Source organism: Hyphomicrobium sp. 2TAF46, assembly GCF_052114865.1.
GTDB lineage: Bacteria > Pseudomonadota > Alphaproteobacteria > Rhizobiales > Hyphomicrobiaceae > Hyphomicrobium_B.
Genome location: NZ_JBFRFO010000004.1, coordinates 103651 through 121402, shown reverse-complemented (window position 1 = coordinate 121402; position 17752 = coordinate 103651). Strand labels below are relative to the sequence as shown.

Sequence of the window (17752 nt, the reverse complement as noted above, 5' to 3'; positions counted from 1 at the left end):
TGACGCCAGCGTACCCTCCACGACTGGGCCTGCCCCTGTGAATGCTCCGAGTGTTGCTCTCGGGCCACGGATCATCTCCGCCAATTCGGCTATCTCAAGACGTCAGAGTTAGCGTGGGGATTGAGTATGCCGGATGCAGCCCAGCCGAATTCGACCCAGCCGAGCCTGATCAGCCGAACGATCGACTACATCCTCGGCCGCAACACGCTGATCGGCGTCGCATCGTTCATGCTGCTGATCATTTCCGGCTACGCGACTTGGCACGGCATGCGCGACTTCATCGTCGGCGTATCCTCGACCGCCGCCGCACCAGCCGGAGGCCTGTCGATCTCCAACGATGTACTCGTGGCCGCGGTTGTCATCGCGCTGACGTTCCTGCTGTGGCTGACGCTCCGCGAGACGTTCGGTGCCAAGCGGCGCCTCCGCGAACGCCTCATCACGTTTCCACTCTACGTATTCCTTGCGATCTGGTCGATTGGCTTCGGCTACGGCTTCTGGTGGAGCCTGATCTCCGGCGAAGAAGCAACGAAGACGGGGCTCGCCGGACTGCAGGAGGATGCTCGCGACGCCAGCGCCGCGGTTGCAGCACGGCTCGACGCGGTGCGCGGTCAGCTTGATAGCGTCGTCACGTGGTCCGACAGCCAGATGTCGCGCGAAGAAACGAGCGGCGGCAGCTGCGGCGTCGCCTCGGGCGCCGGCAAGGGCCCGCTCTACAATGCGCGCAGAAGCGTGCGCGATGCCGTCAGCGCACTGCGCGATGGTATGACTAGGTCGTGGCTGGAACCGGTGCAGGCCGATGTCCAGTCGCTCCGTCAGGCGGCCGATGTGCTCGGTGGCGCGACGATCGAGGAACGCCAGCGCAACTTCGAGAACAAGGCATCCGAAATTCGCGGCCTTGCGCGGAACATCGCGGCGCGCAGCAACCAGCTCGGTCAATCGACCGCTTCCGAAATGCGCGCACTCGCCGATTCAGTGTCGCAGCCGCCGGGCAAATCCGGATCGTCCTGTTACGATCCGACGCTTGGCGAGCGGTTGCGCGATGCCGCAGCGCAGGCCGATCAACCCGCCGAGTTGAAACTGCGCGCCGCCGTTTTCAACGAAGGCCCGGCAGGCGTTGCGAATGCCGTCAAAAATCTTTGGAGCAATATCGGCGCCTACACGGCGAGCGCGTTTCGCTATCTGGTATCGGGCGGCAAGGTCGTCACCGCAGGGCATACCGATGAGGGCGAACCGATCACGGGACGGGATGTCATCGCGCTTCTGGCGACGATCGGCATCGACATGGGCCTTCTTGCCATGGCCATCATCAATCCGCCGCGTGAGCCGCCATCCGTCCGCCCCTCAGGCACGCTCGCCCGTCAGATTCGCGACGCCATCGATACGGCGATCAATCGCGCGCCCGGCGCCGATCTCGAATGGGTTCGCCGTCACTTTGTTCATCACAACAAGGCCTCGTACCTCGTAATCCCGAACCTCTACAGTTGCGATCCCGACAATGAGGATGAAGCCGCGAAAGGCATGGCCGTCAATCAATTGGCAGGCGTGCTGAGCGACCTCGATCTGGTGCGCTGGCCGAAGGGCGGGAAGTGGTGGCTCCTTCAGGAAAACGAACTGCAGAAATTGAAGAAAGAGGAATCGCAGGGAAGCGATACCGACTTGACGGCCATCCGCAAGAAATGGGCGGAAGAGCAGGGGCTCGCGGGCGAAGATCTAAAGCAGTACCTCGACAAGCGGACGGTCCGAAATCACGGGCTTTTCTCGAAGGCCGAGCGCGCGTTGCAGATTGCGGGCTGGAGCGAAAAGGCGCGGAGCGACATCGAGATCTTCAAGCTCGTCGATTCCGAGGGGCTGACCCCGCTTCTGATGGTGCTGAACGAACCGAGCCGCCCCAGGAGCGAAACCTCGGCACAGGCTGAAGCCGCCTAGAGCAGTTCCAGCAAAAGTGTGAAACGGTTTCGCGTCCGGAATTGCGTCAAAACAAAAGGTTAGAGCGTTTTCGCGATTCAAAGAAAAGCGGAAACGCTCTAAGGCTCTCCACGCTTACCGCGCGCCGGTTTCGGAAACTCTTCGCAGCCAGTCGAGAACTTCGGCCGGGCCCTGAAACGCCGACTCGGCCTCCGAGAAATTCTCGCCGGCGACTTTCAAGCCGTAACCGCCAAGCGCCTCGGCCGCCCGGAACGCGTCGACGTCCGCAATGTCGTCTCCGATCATGATGGGAATGCGGCCCGTGAACTTCGGCAAGGCGGCGAGCGTCCTGAGGGCGCGCCCCTTCGAGAAGCCGACCGGCAAAACCTCGACGACTTTTCGGCCTTCGCATATCGAGAATTGATTGGGATATTTCGGCACGAGCGCTTCGATCATTATCATCAAGGATGACTGCAGCTCCGGCGCGAGCCGGTAATGGAGCGCGATCCCGGTGCCCTTGTCCTCGTAGACGATGCCCGGCAAATCCTCGGCAATCTTCTTGATGTCGGCCGTGAGCACCGAACTGAATTTCGGCGTCAGCGTCTCGATTTTTCCGTTGTCGGAAAATCTCATTTCCCCGCCATGCACGCCTCCGGCGACGAACTTTGCCGGATGAAGCAGCCGATCCGCTTCTTCCAAGGAGCGTCCGGTGACGATGGCGAGCGCGCCGTGCAGGCGTCCCGCAAGCATATCCAGAACTTCTGCAAGGTTCGGCGGCACGTGCACCGTCGATGGTGTTAGCGCGACATCGAGAAGGGTGCCGTCGATGTCGAGGAAAAGCGCAACCGGCTCGTCGCGATCAATAAGCCGCTCTACGGTCTCGCGCGCGGCGACGGCACGTTTGTGCGTCGTCAATGCGATGTCGTCTCTGGCGGTGCTTTTCTTTAATTGCTGTGTCAAACCACTGCCCCCTGCTCAGATGGAGAAGCTGAATAGCGGTGCCGCGCTTGCCCGTTCGATTTCTTGCTCCAATGCCAGCCTGTCGAGAAGGCCGGTCTGGGTATCGATGAACTTTACCACGCTGGCGGCATTGATCGCCGCTGCGCTCAACGCGCGCGCCGGATCTTTCGTATCCGCAAGATAGCATGCGAACGTAGCTGAGAACGCGTCACCGGCGCCCGTCGTTGCCGCTGCGACGACATGCTGCGCCGTGCGATAATGAAGTTCCCGTCCGCGCGCGATGAAAGCGCCATTAGCGCCGTCCGTTAACACGATGACGCCGACACCGAGTTCTATCAGTGCGCCGAGAAACTTTGCGAGTGACATCTCGTAACCGCCGCTGCGGAGCCCGCGCTTCGCTAGAGGCGGCACAGGTACGTCGTCTTTGGGAACCAAAGGCGCACCGCCTTCTCCGAAAGACTGCAGGAGATGCGGCATTAGCGTCTGCGCTTCTGCACGGTTTACGCAGAGAATATCGATGTGTTTGAGATTGTGCCAAAAGTCGTCGAAGCGGGCCGTCAGTTGCCTGATGCCGGGGTTGACCGCGAGCAGCGCGCCCGCGGCTTTCGCCCGTTCCACGACGAGCGGATAATATCTGGCCGATTCATTGCTGAGATTGGCAACGTAAACGAGATTGCGTCCCGCAAAGGCCTCGGGCGGCAGATCCTCAGCTTCGACTTTCGTGTTCGCCCCGCGATACGTGAAAACGGCCGCATTTCGTTCATGCGACGAGATGATGACCGATGACCCCGTCGGCTCGCTCTTGTCAACGGCGATCCACGACACGTCTATGCCTTCGGCGCGCAATAGGTGGAGTATGATTTCCCCCTTCGCGTCGTGGCCGATCTTGGCGATGATCGACGTTTGATGACCGAGCCGAGCGGCCGTGACGGCTGCGTTTACTGCGCCGCCCCCGCAACTCGATGCAATTTCCTCCGCCTCGGTCTTGTGTCCTTCCTCAAGAAGAAGGAACGAGCTTTCGGCGTTGCGCATCTTGACCTGTTCGATCTTGTCGCTCGCAATCGTGACGATCGTATCAACCATTGCGCCGCCAATGGTGAGGACGTTCATCTCGACTCCGTGGGTGCCCCGACAAGATCGCTCGTCTGCCTGAACCACTGATCCATCTCGGAGCGCCAAAGACGCGCGCCGCCTGCGATGCCGCTCGCCGGCGGAACGACGCTCGCCCACGGAGGGAGAGCGAAGTTGATCCGCCGCGAATTTCCGCCGCCGACGAAGAGGTGATCGACGTTTGTTAAAGCCTGAACTTTGGCGAGCACGTGCTTCGCACGTTCGTTCCACGCGTCGTCGCCGAGCGCCAGGTAGGCGGCGTGACCGATGTATTGGTCGTAGTTCAGATCGTCGTTCGCGTAGTGCTGGCCGAGTTCGAGCCCGAAGAAGGCGGAGCCGTTACAGAACAGGGCGCAACCCATGCCCGTGCCGAACGTCAAAACGCATTCGCGGCCCGGACCCTTTGCGATGCCCAAACCGTAGACGATCGCATCGTTCAGCACGCGGACGGGAACGCCGAACGTGCGCTGCAAGGCGGCTTCGAGATCGAATTCGTTCCAGTGATGGGTGCCGAGATTTGGTGCCGTCTTGATGTGATCGCGTCCGACGACGCCGGGAAATCCTACGGAAACGCGCCCGAATGTCGGCAGCGTCTTCACGACGTCGCCGATGAGGTCGACCAGCGCATCCGGCGTACTCGGCTTCGGCGTCTGCGTCGTGATGAAATCCGAAATCAACACGCCCGAGGCGTTGACGGTTGCGGCCTTGACCAGCGTGCCTCCGATGTCCACGCAAAGGATGTTCGGATTGGACATGGCATCATCCCCGCTGGGAATGGTTATTCTTTCTATGATGACACCCATTATGTCACCACATTGGCCGCGAAGCGGCTAGGTGGATTGTTTTTCTTGGCCGTACTTTGCAATCGCTCCAGAGCTTTCCCCATTTCCGAAGACGACTTCGGCGCTCGTGCAAGCCGGCGTTGTCCGGCCTTTATCAGTGCCGAAAAATAGCTGCGGCTCCAGTCGTTTGAGTCGCTTTTCCGAACGATGTCGAAGAGATGCGCATGACGCGCGCAGCGTTCCTCGACCGGCATTTCAAGCGCGATCCGCAAACCGTGAACGAGGTCGCTGAGGTCGTAAGGGTTGACGAGTACCGCATCGGTGAGCTGCTCCGCGGCGCCAGCGAACTTGGACAAGATGAGAACTCCCGGGTCGGCCGGGTCCTGACAGGCGATGTACTCTTTCGCGACGAGGTTCATGCCGTCCATCAGCGGCGTAACCCATCCGATCCGCGATGCGCGATAGACGTCACGAAGCTCGGCACGCGGAATGGTTCTGTGAATGTAATTGATCGGAACCCAGTCGAGCTCGCCGAAGCGGCCATTGATCGAACCGGCGAGAGATTCGAGCTCGGCCTTGATGTCGGCATAAGCTTCAACGCTTTCGCGCGTCGGTGGCGCGAACTGCGATAGCACGATGCGCCGGCGGTATTCCGGATGTTCTTCCAGGAATCTCCCGTAGGATTTGAATTTCTGCGGCAGACCCTTGGTGTAGTCCAGCCGGTCGATGCCGATGATCCGGTTCGTCTCCGAGGTCTCGGCGGCCTTCAGTGCTTCCGCTTCGTTGGGGCCGAATGCGAAGTCTGCAGGATCGATGCCGACAGGGAAGCATCCAATGTCGAGTTCCGCCTCGAAAACGCGAATGCGGCCCGATGGCAGAAGCCTGCCGAATACGCTTTGCTGGAAGAAATCGATCAAATTCCGCACGTCGGACTGGGTCTGCAGGCCGATGAGATCGTAAGCGCTGAGAGCCTTGGCGATCTCCTTGTATTCCGGAATGGCGAGCAGGGCCTGGGCGGGACCGACAGGGATGTGCAGGAAGTAGCCGATTGGGTTCTCGATGCCGAGCTTACGCAACTCGAGCGCCATCGGCAGCAGGTGATAGTCGTGCACCCAAATGACGTCGTCAGGTTCGATGAGCGGAGCGAGATGACGAGCGAACCTCTCGTTCACCGCGACATAGCGGGAATAATATCCCGCCTCGAACTGCGCGAGATCGAGCCGGTTATGAAACACGGGCCACATGACCGAGTTCGAATAGCCGAGATAGTATTCGTTGTAGTCATCCGTCGTCAGCGGCTCGGTCACCGTGGTGTGGCCATCGACTCTCGCGACCTTCAATTTGAGTGAATCGGAATTATCGATTTGTCCGTCCCACCCGAACCAAAAGCCGTTTTGCCGAGCGAGGGTGTTGTAAATCGCAACTGTGACGCCGCCCGCCTGCTGGGCCACATTGAAATCGATGACACGGTTCGAAACCATGACAAGTCTGGCCACGAGACCTCCTTCCATCCGACACGCGAGCTTAGGAAAAGCCAGCCCCCGAGCGGCACTACGCTTTGTCATAAACCCCCGGTAATGCTGTAGGTTCCCTCTCTGCGGCCATGCGCAGCGTTCTTGTCCTGTTCCGCGGTAACAGCATGTCGTGCAGCGCTGTTTTCGGCATGCATTCGTTGCCACAGCCCGCCGCTGGCGCTCGCCTGAGCGCGCATTTCGTGATAGCTTTCTGCGGAACGCAAATGGGGGACGGCGACGGCTCTACAGCGCCGCCGGAATGCTGGATGAAGGCGCAGGGCCGTTCGGGGGTGAATGGTTCAACTCGTCGATAATCTGATCGAACGTGTGTTTCCGCGCCTTAGGCGCCGGCCACACCTAGCCTATCCAGTAGCAATGGCAATTTTTGCCATCGCTGCGTTTGCGCGGTTGGGCCTGACGCGATGGCTGCAGGACAGCGTACCTTTCTTGACCTTTTTTCTGGCGGTTCTCCTGGCATCGCTCATCGCTGGAACCGGGCCCGCATTGATCGTCGCCGCAGCCTCATTTCTTTTCAGTTGGTACTACTTTCTTCCTGGTCCCGGGTGGAGCCTAAATCCCGCGGCGATTGCGTCCCTCGGAAGCTTCACGATACTGTCTTGCCTCATCATTGCAGTCATCCATCTCCTCAATCGCAAAGTCGAGGGGCTGATGAATGAGCGTGCGCGCAACGAGGCATTGTTTCAGGATAGCGCGCTTGGCGAACTACAGCTGGAGCAGCTTAACATCGAACTCCGCCACCGGCTGAAGAACACCTTCGCCGTCATAGCTGGCCTCGTCAGCCAGTCGGCGCGGTTTAGCCGTGACGTGGACAGTTTCGCGCAGTCGCTATCCGGCCGCCTCTCGGCGATGGGGAACGCGATGGACCTGATCGCGACGCGCAGCTTCGTCGGAGCTTCGCTGAAGGAGCTGATCGTTGAAACGTTGAAACCGCTTGTGCCTCCCGGCGCGCGCCGGTTTGACATGGGCGGACCCGACACAGTCATTCCCGGCGATGTTGCGAGCGCGCTCGCTTTGACACTTCACGAGCTTGGAACGAACGCTATCAAATACGGCGCCTGGTCGAACGAGCGCGGAGCGGTCAGCGTGAAGTGGATGCTAAGCCGGATCGACGACGATGAATCGTCCTTCGAACTCGTCTGGGACGAGCGCGGCGGCCCGCGCGTTCAAGCCCCGGAAAGACGCGGTCTCGGAACGACGCTGATCGATAGCGGCTTTCCGAGCGCCCAGGTCGAGCGCGAATTCAACGAGCATGGCGTCCGTTGCCGCATCGTCGCCGTGTTGAAGCAGGCGACGACACGGCGGACACGCGGCCGCGCGCCCTCGCTCAGTTGACGTTCAGCGATCGGCGCGGACTGATCAGGCCCGCAGCGGTAAGATCGTGCTCGGCCGGCTCCTGACCCTTGGGCGTGGTGTCATGTTTTGCCGGCCTTCCGCACCATGCATCTTCCCAAGTCCGCGAGAGCGTCATCGCCGAATTGATCATCCCGGCCATCGAGTAGGTCTGGGGAAGGTTACCCCACAGCTGCCCGGTTGCAGGATTGAGGTCCTCGCTCAAAAGCCCGAATGCGTTGCGTTTCTTCAGAAGCTCGTCGAAGAGTTCGCGTGCCTCATCCTTTCGACCCACGGACGCGAGTGCGTCGATGTACCAGAACTGACAGGCGAGAAATGCCGATTCCGGCAGGCCGAAATCGTCTTCGGCCGCATAACGCAGCATCAAGCCATTGCGCATGAGTTCGCGGCCGATGGCGTTGGTCGTCTTGACGAACCGCGGATCCGTGGGCGGCAGGAAGCCCAGATCACCCAATAACAGCACGCTAGCGTCGAGTTCGTCGTGATCGAATGCACCGGTGAAAGAGCCACGCTTGTCGCTCCAGGCTCGGGTGAGAATCTCCGCGCGGATCTTGTCGGCAGATTCCTTCCAGTGGACCACACGGTCCGGCAAGCCGAGAAGCTGTGCTATGCGCGCAAGGCGATCGCATGCCACCCAGCAGAGCAGCGCCGAGTGCGTATGAATGCGCAAGCGTCCGCGATACTCCCATATGCCCGCGTCTGGCTCCAGATAGAGACGCCGCGCATGCTCTCCGAGAAATTCGAGTTCGCGGAATAGACTGACGTCGCCCATCCGCGGCAACCGCTGATCTATGAACATCTGCGCGACACCGAGGATCACGCTGCCATAGGCGTCATGCTGCAGCTGGTCGGATGCGAGATTGCCGACGCGCACGGGACCCATGCCGAGATAGCCCTGCAAGTGCGGCGCGATCCTTTCCGCGGCCGTATCGTTGTGAACGATCCCGTATACGGGTTTCAATGGGCTTTGCGTATCGGAGACGACGGTCGTGATGTAATCGAGATAGTTCTCCATGGATTGCGTTGCGCCCAATCGATTGAGTGCGCGGATAACGAAGTAAGCGTCACGCAGCCAGCAGAAGCGGTAATCCCACGTCCTCGGCGTGTTCGGCGCTTCCGGGATCGACGTCGTCAAGGCGGCCGTGATGGCGCCCGTCTCCTCGAATGTGCAGAGCTTGAGGGAAATCGCGGCGCGTATGATCTCGGGCTGCCATTCATAGCTGACGGCAAGACCCCTGACCCATGTCACCCAGAAATCCCGCGTGCGTTCGAGAAACTCTCTCGACATCGAATCGATCGAGCTTTCGATCGGTTCATCCGAGCCGATCACGAGCGTCGCCGGATGCGTTAGCGAGAACGACGTCTCGTGCGCGATGTAGGACACGGGAAGATCTGTCGTGAGGCGAACGGCGGTGGTGCCGCAGAGATACCGGATGTGGTTTGATCCGTGCGACGCGCTGCACGCAGGCTGCCCATAATTATACGTAGGTCTGACGCGAACCGAGATGCGCGGCAGCCCTCTCAGCGGCTCGATCCGCCGAATGAGTTGCGTCGGATGAAAGGATCTGTCGTAACGCCAGAAGCGCGGGCAGAAATCCGTCACCTTCACGCTGGCGCCGTTGTCGGCGATCAGGATCGTTTCCAGAATGCAGGTGTTGCGTATGTAGTAGGATTGCGCTGAGACTTGGCCCTCGAGCACGACATCGCAAAAGCCCTTGTCCTCATCGCCCGCGAGCAAACGGCAAAAGATCGGATCGCCATCCAGTCGCGGAAAGCACCACCACACGATCCGTGCGCCTTGATCGATGAGCGCAGCAACGCGTCCGTTGCCGATTGCCGCGACGTCGAGCGATGAGCGATACGGTTGGGAGGTCGTCAGGGTCATCGGGTCCCCCTAGGGAGTGATTTGCAAACGGGAACAACTCTTAAGCAAGCGCGTTGGTTGCCTGCAGCGCAGAATGCGAGGACCCATGTACGGCGCGCCGGGCGAATTCCAGAAGACTTTGAAGCTCGGTGATTTGCATCACGGGATGAGTCTTCTCCAAGGTGTCCGCATCGATTGCTAGAACAGTATGCTCCGCGACGGAGATGGCTTCGTAGGAGATCGGGCCAACAAAAAGGCATTTCAAGAGCGCATTAAGGAATGGCGCTTGATCGGCGAACTCAAGAAACGCGCCGTTATCCATAGTGCGATCGATGATTTCGCCGCGGCCTCCGCGCCGCTGTCCCCCGCCGCACCCACCGGAAAACTCTCTACGCGACCTGGTTGGACGGGCTTTCTGCGGAGCGGCGCTGCTCGGCACCATGGCCCAGGAGCGCAACGAGATCTTTGACTTCAGCCGGATTGTAAGGCTTCGTCAGGTGCGGATAATCCCTGAGCCGCAGCGGCAAGAACACCAGATCGTTGTAGCCCGTCGTGAACGCGAACGGGATCCTGCGCCGGTCGAGAATCTCGGCGATGGGCGCACTGTTGTCCGCACCGAGATTGATATCGATGAGCGCGATGTCGAAGTTTGAATCCGTTGCAGCCTTGAGCCCCTCGGACAGCTGAGCGAACGGACCGACGACCGTGTGACCCTCGGCCTCGAGGTCGAGCTGCAACTGCATGGCGATCAGCGCCTCGTCTTCCACGAGGAGGATGCGCCAGGGACCGGGAACCGCCAAGTTGGGCGGGAGCAAAGGCACGCGCGGTCTTGGTACGATTGCGATGTGCCGCGTGCCAACCATATGGGCGCGCGACGACAGCTCTCCGAGGAAATTGAATTGAAAGCCTTCCGGCGCGAAAGTCATTTCCGCGACCCCGCCGCACTCGGATGCGGCACTGCGAATGACGGCCAGCCCAAATCCGTTGCGCTCGGGCTTGGTACAAAGAGGTCCCCCGCTTTCCTGCCAGGAGAACCTGATTTTATCGCCGTCCGGTGTCACGATCCGCGCCCAGTCGACAGATACGCGGCCGCCCGGCTTCGATAGAGCCCCGTGTTTGACGGCGTTCGTGACGAGCTCATGCAGAACGAGCGCCATTGACTGGCCGAACTTTGACGTGAGCCGCACACGTTCGCCTTCGACGACAATGTCGTTGTCCGAGCGGGAACGGAAAGGCGCAAGCGCCCCCTGAACGAGTTCGTGAAGATCGACGCCGGTCCAGCTGCTTTGCCGCAAAAGGTCATGCGCTGCCGACATCGCGTGAATGCGCCCATCGAGCGCCGCAGCGAACGATTTGACGGAAACGGCATTGGAACTGGAAAGCCGCGCGATCGCCGCGACGTTGGCGAGAATGTTTTTCACGCGATGGTCGAGTTCGGCCATGAGCAGCTGCTGATGGCTTTCGGCCGACTTGCGATCGGTGATGTCGAGCAGGGTGCCAAGTACGCGCGGCGTCTCGGCATTGTTGGTGTTGAAGGCCCTGGCGCGGGCGAGGATCCATGCAACTCCGCGCGCGCCCGTTACGCGAAACTCCAATTCTGCCGTCGTTTCGGCATAATTGGCCGTGCGAACGTAGCTGCGCACCATTTCGCGATCGTCTTCATGCACGAACGCCATGAACGACTCGAAAGTTTGATGCAGCGGAAGCTTGTTGTGAAGAACGTCGGAGATGTTGGCCGACCACTGCAGCGTTTGTGACTTCTGGTCGAATTCGAATGTCGCGAGCTTCGCTGCTTCGCTGGCGAGACGAAGGCGCTCTTCGCTTTCCTGCAGTCGCGCATGAGATTCTTCGAGCTGTTGCGCGCGCTGTTGCACGCGTGCCTCGAGCTCGGCATTGAGAGTGTCGAGTTCCCGGCTTTTTCTGTAAAGCTCGACGAAGATCTGGACCTTCGCCTTCAGAATTTCCGGCACGACCGGGACGGATACGTAATCGACCGCACCCGTCCGGTACCCCTTCAGGAGATCGTCGGTTTCAAGCCGGACCGCCGATATGAAGATGACCGCGGTCTTCTCGTGCCGCGGATGGTCTCTGATCATCGCCGCAAGCTCGAACCCGTCGAGATCGGGCATGCAGACGTCCATCAGGATGACGGCGATGTCGGTCTTGAGAAGCGCGGTGAGCGCTTCCTCGGCCGTCGTCGCCTTGATGAGCGTCGCGTCGAGACCATCGAGAATGGCCTCGTACGTGAGCAGCTTTCCGGGCTGATCATCGACCAGAAGAATATTGATGGGATCTATCGAAACGGATTCGCCTGCCATGTCGTCTCCGTTACCGGTGCAGCCACATGCGCAGCGCCGAAATCAGCTGCTCGGTATCGACAGGCTTCGCGAGATAATCGGATGCGCCGGCTTCAAGACACTTCTCGCGGTCGCCCTTCATCGCCTTTGCAGTCAGCGCGATGATCGGCAACCGCTGGTTCTTCTCGCTGCTCCGGATTTTCTGCATAGTCTGATAACCGTCCATTTCCGGCATCATGATGTCCATCAAGACGATGGAAACATCGGTCGAGCTCAAGGTTTCGATGGCTTCCAGTCCGGTGTTCGCCGTCAGGACTTCCATTCCGCGACGCTCGAGAAGACTGCTCAACGCAAATATATTTCGCGCGTCGTCATCAACGAGAAGCACCTTGCGTCCGATGAGATAGTCGTCCGTATCGTGCAGTCGTGACAAGAGTTCCTGCTTTTCGGCTGGAAGTTCGGTCACAACACGGTGCAGGAACAACGCAGTCTCGTCCAGAAGCCGTTCCGGGGATTCAACGCCCTTCACGACGACGGTACGGGCGTACTGACGGATCTGCAAGTTCTCCTCGCTCGACAATTCTCGTCCAGTGAAAACAATCACGGGGATATCACGCATCGTCTCCTGGCGGCTCATATGCTCAAGGATCTCGAAGCCGGACATGTCCGGCAGTTTGAGGTCGAGTACGACACAATCGACGTCTTCACGATTTAGAATTTCGATTGCCGATTGCCCGCTTGATGCGGACAAAATCGAGAGGTCGTGGTCTTCGAGCAGTGCCGAGATGCTCAACAGTTCTGCCGGGTCGTCTTCGACGATCAGGAGCTTCTTGGTCGTCGATGTCGAGAACGTGCCGATCTTGCGTAACGCCGATTTCAGCTGATCGGCCTGCAGCGGCTTAGTCAGGAACGAGTAGGCGCCGCGCGCCAGGCCATGATGGCGATCGTCATCGAGCGTCAGCACTTGCACCGGAATATGCCGCGTCAGCGGATTATGCTTGAGCTGACTGAGAACCGACCAGCCGAGTACGTCCGGCAAATGGATATCGAGTGAAATGGCCGTCGGATTGAAATCGGTCGCGATCGTCATTGCCTCAACGCCGCGCTGGCAGATGATGCCTTTGAAGCCGGTGTCGTGTGCGGCATCGAGCAGGATCCGCGCGAAGTTGATATCGTCCTCGACGATGAGAAGTACCTGGTCGCCGGCCGCGATGTTGTCGCGATCGTCCTCGACCGGGGCAGGCAACGGGCCGGCGAGAGACAACGGCGTCGGCACGGAGGGCGAAGCTTCGGGCTTTGTGCGAACCTCGCTCGCCAGCGAGGCGTATCGAAGCGGCAGGTAAAGAGTGAACACGCTGCCGGCGCCCGGCTCGCTTCTGAGCTGGATCTCGCCGCCGAGAAGGTGGGCGAGTTCGCGGCTGATCGCGAGACCGAGCCCGGTGCCGCCGTACTTTCGGCTCGTGCTGGCGTCGGCCTGCTGGAACGCTTCGAAGATGAGCTTTTGCTTGTCGGCCGGAATGCCGATCCCGGAATCCTCCACCTCGAACGCAACGACTGTCTGTGCCGTCGAGAGGATGGGATGATCGCTGCTCCACTTGGCGGTTGCGGGTTTGACTGTGAGCCGGACATGCCCTTCGCGCGTGAATTTGAAGGCGTTCGAAAGCAGGTTCTTCAGCACCTGCTGCAGGCGCTTCGAGTCGGTGAAGATTGTTTTCCCGAGATCGGCATTGAAGGTGACTTGGAAGTTGAGCGCCCGCCGCTCTGCCTCGTGGCGGAACGGCCGTGCCACGGCTTCGATCAAGCCATTGAACGCGATCTCTTCGGCATCGACGGAGACCGTTCCGGACTCGATCTTCGACAGATCGAGAATGTCGCTGATCAAATTCAGAAGATCGGTGCCGGCGCCGTGAATGGTGCGTGCGAACTCCACCTGCCTGTCGGAGAGATTGCCATCCGGATTGTCGGTCAGCTGCTGCCCGAGAATGAGAATGCTGTTGAGCGGCGTCCGTAGCTCGTGGGACATGTTCGCAAGGAATTCCGACTTGTAGCGTGACGTCAACGCCAGCTCGGCAGCCTTCTCTTCGACGGCGCGGCGGGCCTGATCGATTTCCTCGTTCTTGCGTTCCACTTCGAAGTTGCGTTCCGCCAACTGCTGCGCCTTTTGCGCCAGCTCCTCGTTCGTCTTCTGCATCGCCTTTTGCTGGTCTTGCAGCTCGGCCGCCAGCTGCTGCGACTGCATCAGCAGGCTTTCGGTTTGCATCGTCGCCTCGATACTGTTCAAAACGACGCCGATGCTGACCGAGAGCTGTTCAAGGAACGTCAGCTGCGCCGGTTCGAAATTTTGGAGCGAGCTGAGCGAGATGACGGCCTTGATCTGATCTTCGAACGTGATCGGATGCACGATGACGCTGCGGGGCGGGGCCCGGAAAACGACGGCGTCGATGCTGCCCGCCGGTTCCGGAATATCCGTCAGGACCCGGCGTTTCTTTTCGATAGCGCATTGTCCGATGAGGCTCGAACCAAGTTCCAGTCTTTCCGGATAGCGAGCGTCGACGTCGTCCGCGTATTTCGCGAGAATCTTGAGTTCGCTTCCTGTCGCGTCGTACTGATAGATGACGCCCTGGTGTGCATTGATCAGCGGCACGAGTTCCGACAGAAGTTTTCTGCCCACGGTGACGACGTCGCGCTGGCCCTGCAACATGCTGGTGAAGCGCGCGAGGTTCGTCTTGAGCCAGTCCTGTTCGGTGTTGAGCTGCGTTGTGAGGCGCAGGTTGCCGATCATCGTGTTGATGTAGTCTTTAAGCTCCGCGACTTCGCCGCGCGCTTCCACCTGAATCGAGCGCGTCAGGTCGCCCTTCGTCACCGCTGTCGTAACTTCGGCGATCGCGCGTACCTGTGTGGTGAGGTTCGCCGCGAGCAGGTTGACGTTGCCTGTGAGATCTTTCCACGTGCCAGCAGCGCCGGGCACGTTCGCCTGACCGCCGAGACGGCCTTCGACGCCGACTTCGCGCGCAACCGTCGTCACCTGATCGGCGAAGAGCGCAAGCGTGTCCGTCATGTCGTTGATCGTTTCGGCAAGCGCCGCGACCTCGCCCTTCGACTTCACAGTCAGCTTGGGCTTGAGGTCGCCGTTGGCGACGGCCGTCACGACCTTCACGATGCCGCGAACCTGTTCGGTGAGGTTCGCAGCCATGACGTTCACGGTGTCGGTCAAATCTTTCCACGTACCGGCGACGCCTGGCACGGCCGCCTGACCGCCGAGACGGCCTTCGGTGCCGACCTCGCGCGCAACACGCGTGACTTCGGATGCGAACGCGTTGAGCTGGTCGACCATCGTATTGATGGTGGTCTTGAGATCGAGAATTTCGCCTTTGACGTCGACGGTGATCTTGCGCGAAAGGTCGCCGCGCGCCACGGCGGTCGTCACTTCGGCGATGTTGCGAACCTGCGTCGTAAGGTTGGCGGCCAGAAGGTTGACGTTATCGGTCAGATCCTTCCACGTACCGCCGACGCCGGGCACGACGGCCTGACCGCCAAGACGGCCTTCGGTGCCGACCTCACGGGCAACGCGCGTCACTTCGGCCGCGAACGAGCGAAGCTGCTCTACCATCGTATTCAACGTCTCTTTGAGCAGCAGAATCTCGCCGCGAACGTCGACGGTGATTTTCTTCGACAAGTCGCCGCTCGCGATCGCCGTCGCGACCTCGGCAATGTTGCGAACCTGAGCCGTCAGGTTACCGGCCATGAAGTTGACGTTGTCGGTGAGATCCTTCCACGTACCGGCGACGCCCGACACCTGTGCCTGTCCGCCGAGCTTGCCTTCGGTGCCGACTTCGCGCGCGACGCGCGTGACTTCCGAAGCGAATGCGTTGAGCTGATCGACCATCGTGTTGATGGTATTTTTGAGTTCGAGAATTTCGCCTTTGACGTCGACGGTGATCTTGCGCGAAAGGTCGCCGCGCGCCACCGCCGTCGTCACCTCGGCGATGTTTCGCACCTGCCCCGTCAAGTTGCCGGCCATCGAGTTGACGTTGTCGGTGAGATCCTTCCACGTACCGGCGACGCCCGGCACGGTCGCCTGTCCGCCAAGTTTGCCTTCGGTGCCGACCTCGCGCGCAACGCGCGTCACTTCGCCGGCAAAAGCATTGAGCTGATCGACCATCGTATTGATGGTTTCCTTGAGTTCCAGCACTTCGCCGCGAACATCGACGTCGATCTTCTTCGACAAGTCGCCGCTCGCGATCGCTGTCGAAACCTCGGCGATGTTGCGCACCTGCGTCGTGAGGTTCGACGCCATCGAGTTGACGCTGTCGGTCAAGTCTTTCCATGTACCCGCGACGCCCGACACCTGCGCCTGTCCGCCGAGCTTGCCTTCGGTGCCGACCTCGCGCGCGACGCGCGTCACTTCCGAGGCGAAGGCATTGAGCTGATCGACCATCGTGTTGATGGTTTCCTTCAGCTGCAGGATCTCGCCCGAAACGTTGACGGTGATCTTCTTCGACAGGTCGCCGCGCGCGATGGCCGTCGCAACTTCGGCAATGTTGCGGACCTGACCCGTGAGGTTGCCGGCCATCGAGTTGACGTTGTCGGTCAAATCTTTCCACGTGCCCGCGACGCCGAGCACGGTCGCCTGGCCGCCGAGCCGGCCCTCGGTGCCGACCTCGCGCGCGACGCGCGTCACTTCCGAGGCGAAGCCATTGAGCTGATCGACCATCGTGTTGATGGTGTTTTTCAGCTCGAGAATTTCGCCTTTGACGTCGACGGTGATCTTGCGCGAAAGGTCGCCGCGGGCGACCGCCGTCGTCACTTCGGCGATGTTACGAACCTGCGTCGTGAGGTTGGCGGCCAGCAGGTTGACGTTGTCGGTCAAGTCCTTCCACGTGCCGCCGACGCCGGGCACGACGGCCTGGCCGCCGAGACGGCCCTCGGTGCCGACCTCACGCGCAACGCGCGTCACTTCGGCCGCGAACGAGCGGAGCTGCTCGACCATCGTATTGATGGCTTCCTTCAACTGCAGAATTTCGCCGCGAACGTCGACGGTGATCTTCTTCGACAAGTCGCCGTTCGCGACAGCGATCGTCACATCGGCAATGTTGCGAACCTGCGCCGTGAGGTTCGACGCCATAGAGTTGACGCTCTCCGTCAGGTCCTTCCAGACGCCGGTGACCTCGCGAATTTGCGCCTGCCCGCCGAGCTTGCCTTCGGTGCCGACTTCGCGAGCGACGCGCGTCACTTCCGACGTAAAGACCGAAAGCTGCTTGATCATCGTGTTGACGATCGTCGCCGAACGCAGGAACTCGCCCTTGAGCGGGCGGCCGTCCACATCGAGGCGCATCGGCTGCAGCAGGTTTCCCTGTGCCACGGCTTCGATCGTGCGCGTCACTTCCGTCGTCGGCTGCAGCAAATCGTCGATGAGCGAGTTCACCGACTGTTCCATCTCGCCCCAGGCGCCGTGCGCAAGGCCAAGCGTCACGCGCTGGTTGGTCAGCCCTTCCTTGCCGACAACATGGCCGACGCGTTGCAGCTGATCGGCCATGCGCTGGTTGGTAATAATAATGTCATTAATGGTGTCTGCGATTTTTCCAGGAAGCCCATCCCAATCGCCACGCATGCGCACGCTGAAATCGCCGGCCTTCACCGCCTGCAGTGTCTGGAGCATCTCGAACAAAATACTGTTCGGGCCCGTAGAAATTCGGTCGGACCCAACGGCGCCGAGCTGCTCCGACATACAAAACTCCCCTCGCGTGTGCTTAACCCCGGCAAACGCGCTGAACAGGGAATTGGTTCCCTGCCTGTTAATCACTGCGATTACACCGGCATTCACGGCCGTTTTTCGGCCGGGAAGCCGTTATGGAATATTAATTAGCCATACAAGATGAGCGGGATTTTATTATTCGCGCTCCCCACCTTATGTGCCGGTTTCGAAGACTGTCACGGTGATCCATTCGC

General features: G+C 60.2%; 10 protein-coding genes. 2 read left to right on the top strand and 8 right to left on the bottom strand.

Annotated features, from left to right (window positions below):
- The first annotated feature begins 126 nt into the window (after positions 1–126).
- Positions 127–1926, top strand: coding sequence for a hypothetical protein (locus AB4Z24_RS10130; RefSeq protein WP_441707983.1), 1800 nt, complete (start codon positions 127–129; stop codon positions 1924–1926).
- A gap of 114 nt (positions 1927–2040) precedes the next feature.
- On the opposite strand, the gene otsB is transcribed toward AB4Z24_RS10130, so the two are convergent.
- Genes otsB through AB4Z24_RS10110 form a run of 4 tightly spaced genes read right to left on the bottom strand, consistent with a single transcriptional unit; the run spans position 2041 to position 6253 of the window.
- Positions 2041–2865 (bottom strand): trehalose-phosphatase, encoded by an 825-nt coding sequence (gene otsB / locus AB4Z24_RS10125; RefSeq protein ID WP_441707981.1) that lies wholly within the window; start codon positions 2863–2865, stop codon positions 2041–2043.
- 15 nt (positions 2866–2880) lie between these two features.
- Positions 2881–3975 carry a carbohydrate kinase family protein gene (locus AB4Z24_RS10120; RefSeq protein WP_441707980.1) on the bottom strand — a complete coding sequence of 365 codons (1095 nt, stop codon included), beginning with the start codon at positions 3973–3975 and terminating at the stop codon, positions 2881–2883.
- Positions 3972–4730 carry an ROK family protein gene (locus tag AB4Z24_RS10115; protein WP_441707978.1) on the bottom strand — a complete coding sequence of 253 codons (759 nt, stop codon included), beginning with the start codon at positions 4728–4730 and terminating at the stop codon, positions 3972–3974. The genes AB4Z24_RS10120 and AB4Z24_RS10115 overlap by 4 nt, the downstream gene beginning before the upstream one ends.
- Before the next feature lie 47 nt (positions 4731–4777).
- Positions 4778–6253 (bottom strand): alpha,alpha-trehalose-phosphate synthase (UDP-forming), encoded by a 1476-nt coding sequence (locus tag AB4Z24_RS10110; protein WP_441707976.1) that lies wholly within the window; start codon positions 6251–6253, stop codon positions 4778–4780.
- Between the two features lie 312 nt (positions 6254–6565).
- Here AB4Z24_RS10110 and AB4Z24_RS10105 point away from each other — a divergent pair, with 312 nt between their 5' ends.
- Positions 6566–7624, top strand: a complete 1059-nt coding sequence (locus AB4Z24_RS10105; RefSeq protein ID WP_441707974.1) for an HWE histidine kinase domain-containing protein — start codon at positions 6566–6568, stop codon at positions 7622–7624.
- On the opposite strand, the gene AB4Z24_RS10100 is transcribed toward AB4Z24_RS10105, so the two are convergent.
- The 4 genes from AB4Z24_RS10100 to AB4Z24_RS10085 form a co-directional block, all read right to left on the bottom strand.
- The gene (locus AB4Z24_RS10100) at positions 7617–9527 is read right to left on the bottom strand and encodes a glycoside hydrolase family 15 protein (RefSeq protein WP_441707972.1); all 1911 of its coding nucleotides are present in this window, start codon (positions 9525–9527) and stop codon (positions 7617–7619) included. The two genes, AB4Z24_RS10105 and AB4Z24_RS10100, sit on opposite strands and share 8 nt — an antisense overlap.
- Before the next feature lie 40 nt (positions 9528–9567).
- On the bottom strand, positions 9568–9828 hold the full coding sequence (locus AB4Z24_RS10095; protein ID WP_441707970.1) for a hypothetical protein: 261 nt from the start codon (positions 9826–9828) through the stop codon (positions 9568–9570).
- A 67-nt stretch (positions 9829–9895) separates the two neighbouring features.
- Positions 9896–11824, bottom strand: coding sequence for a response regulator (locus AB4Z24_RS10090; RefSeq protein WP_441707968.1), 1929 nt, complete (start codon positions 11822–11824; stop codon positions 9896–9898).
- Between the two features lie 10 nt (positions 11825–11834).
- A complete protein-coding gene (locus tag AB4Z24_RS10085; RefSeq protein WP_441707967.1) occupies positions 11835–17531 on the bottom strand; it encodes a HAMP domain-containing protein in 5697 nt (1898 codons plus the stop codon).
- Positions 17532–17752 lie beyond the last annotated feature (221 nt).

What these genes read in the sequence shown, in the direction of transcription:
- AB4Z24_RS10130 (WP_441707983.1), top strand. Translation starts at nt 127, where the DNA reads ATGCCGGATGCAGCCCAGCCGAATTCGACCCAGCCGAGCCTGATCAGC.
- AB4Z24_RS10120 (WP_441707980.1), bottom strand. Translation starts at nt 3,975, where the DNA reads ATGAACGTCCTCACCATTGGCGGCGCAATGGTTGATACGATCGTCACG.
- AB4Z24_RS10115 (WP_441707978.1), bottom strand. Translation starts at nt 4,730, where the DNA reads ATGTCCAATCCGAACATCCTTTGCGTGGACATCGGAGGCACGCTGGTC.
- AB4Z24_RS10105 (WP_441707974.1), top strand. Translation starts at nt 6,566, where the DNA reads ATGGTTCAACTCGTCGATAATCTGATCGAACGTGTGTTTCCGCGCCTT.
- AB4Z24_RS10100 (WP_441707972.1), bottom strand. Translation starts at nt 9,527, where the DNA reads ATGACCCTGACGACCTCCCAACCGTATCGCTCATCGCTCGACGTCGCG.
- AB4Z24_RS10095 (WP_441707970.1), bottom strand. Translation starts at nt 9,828, where the DNA reads ATGGATAACGGCGCGTTTCTTGAGTTCGCCGATCAAGCGCCATTCCTT.
- AB4Z24_RS10090 (WP_441707968.1), bottom strand. Translation starts at nt 11,824, where the DNA reads ATGGCAGGCGAATCCGTTTCGATAGATCCCATCAATATTCTTCTGGTC.
- AB4Z24_RS10085 (WP_441707967.1), bottom strand. Translation starts at nt 17,531, where the DNA reads ATGTCGGAGCAGCTCGGCGCCGTTGGGTCCGACCGAATTTCTACGGGC.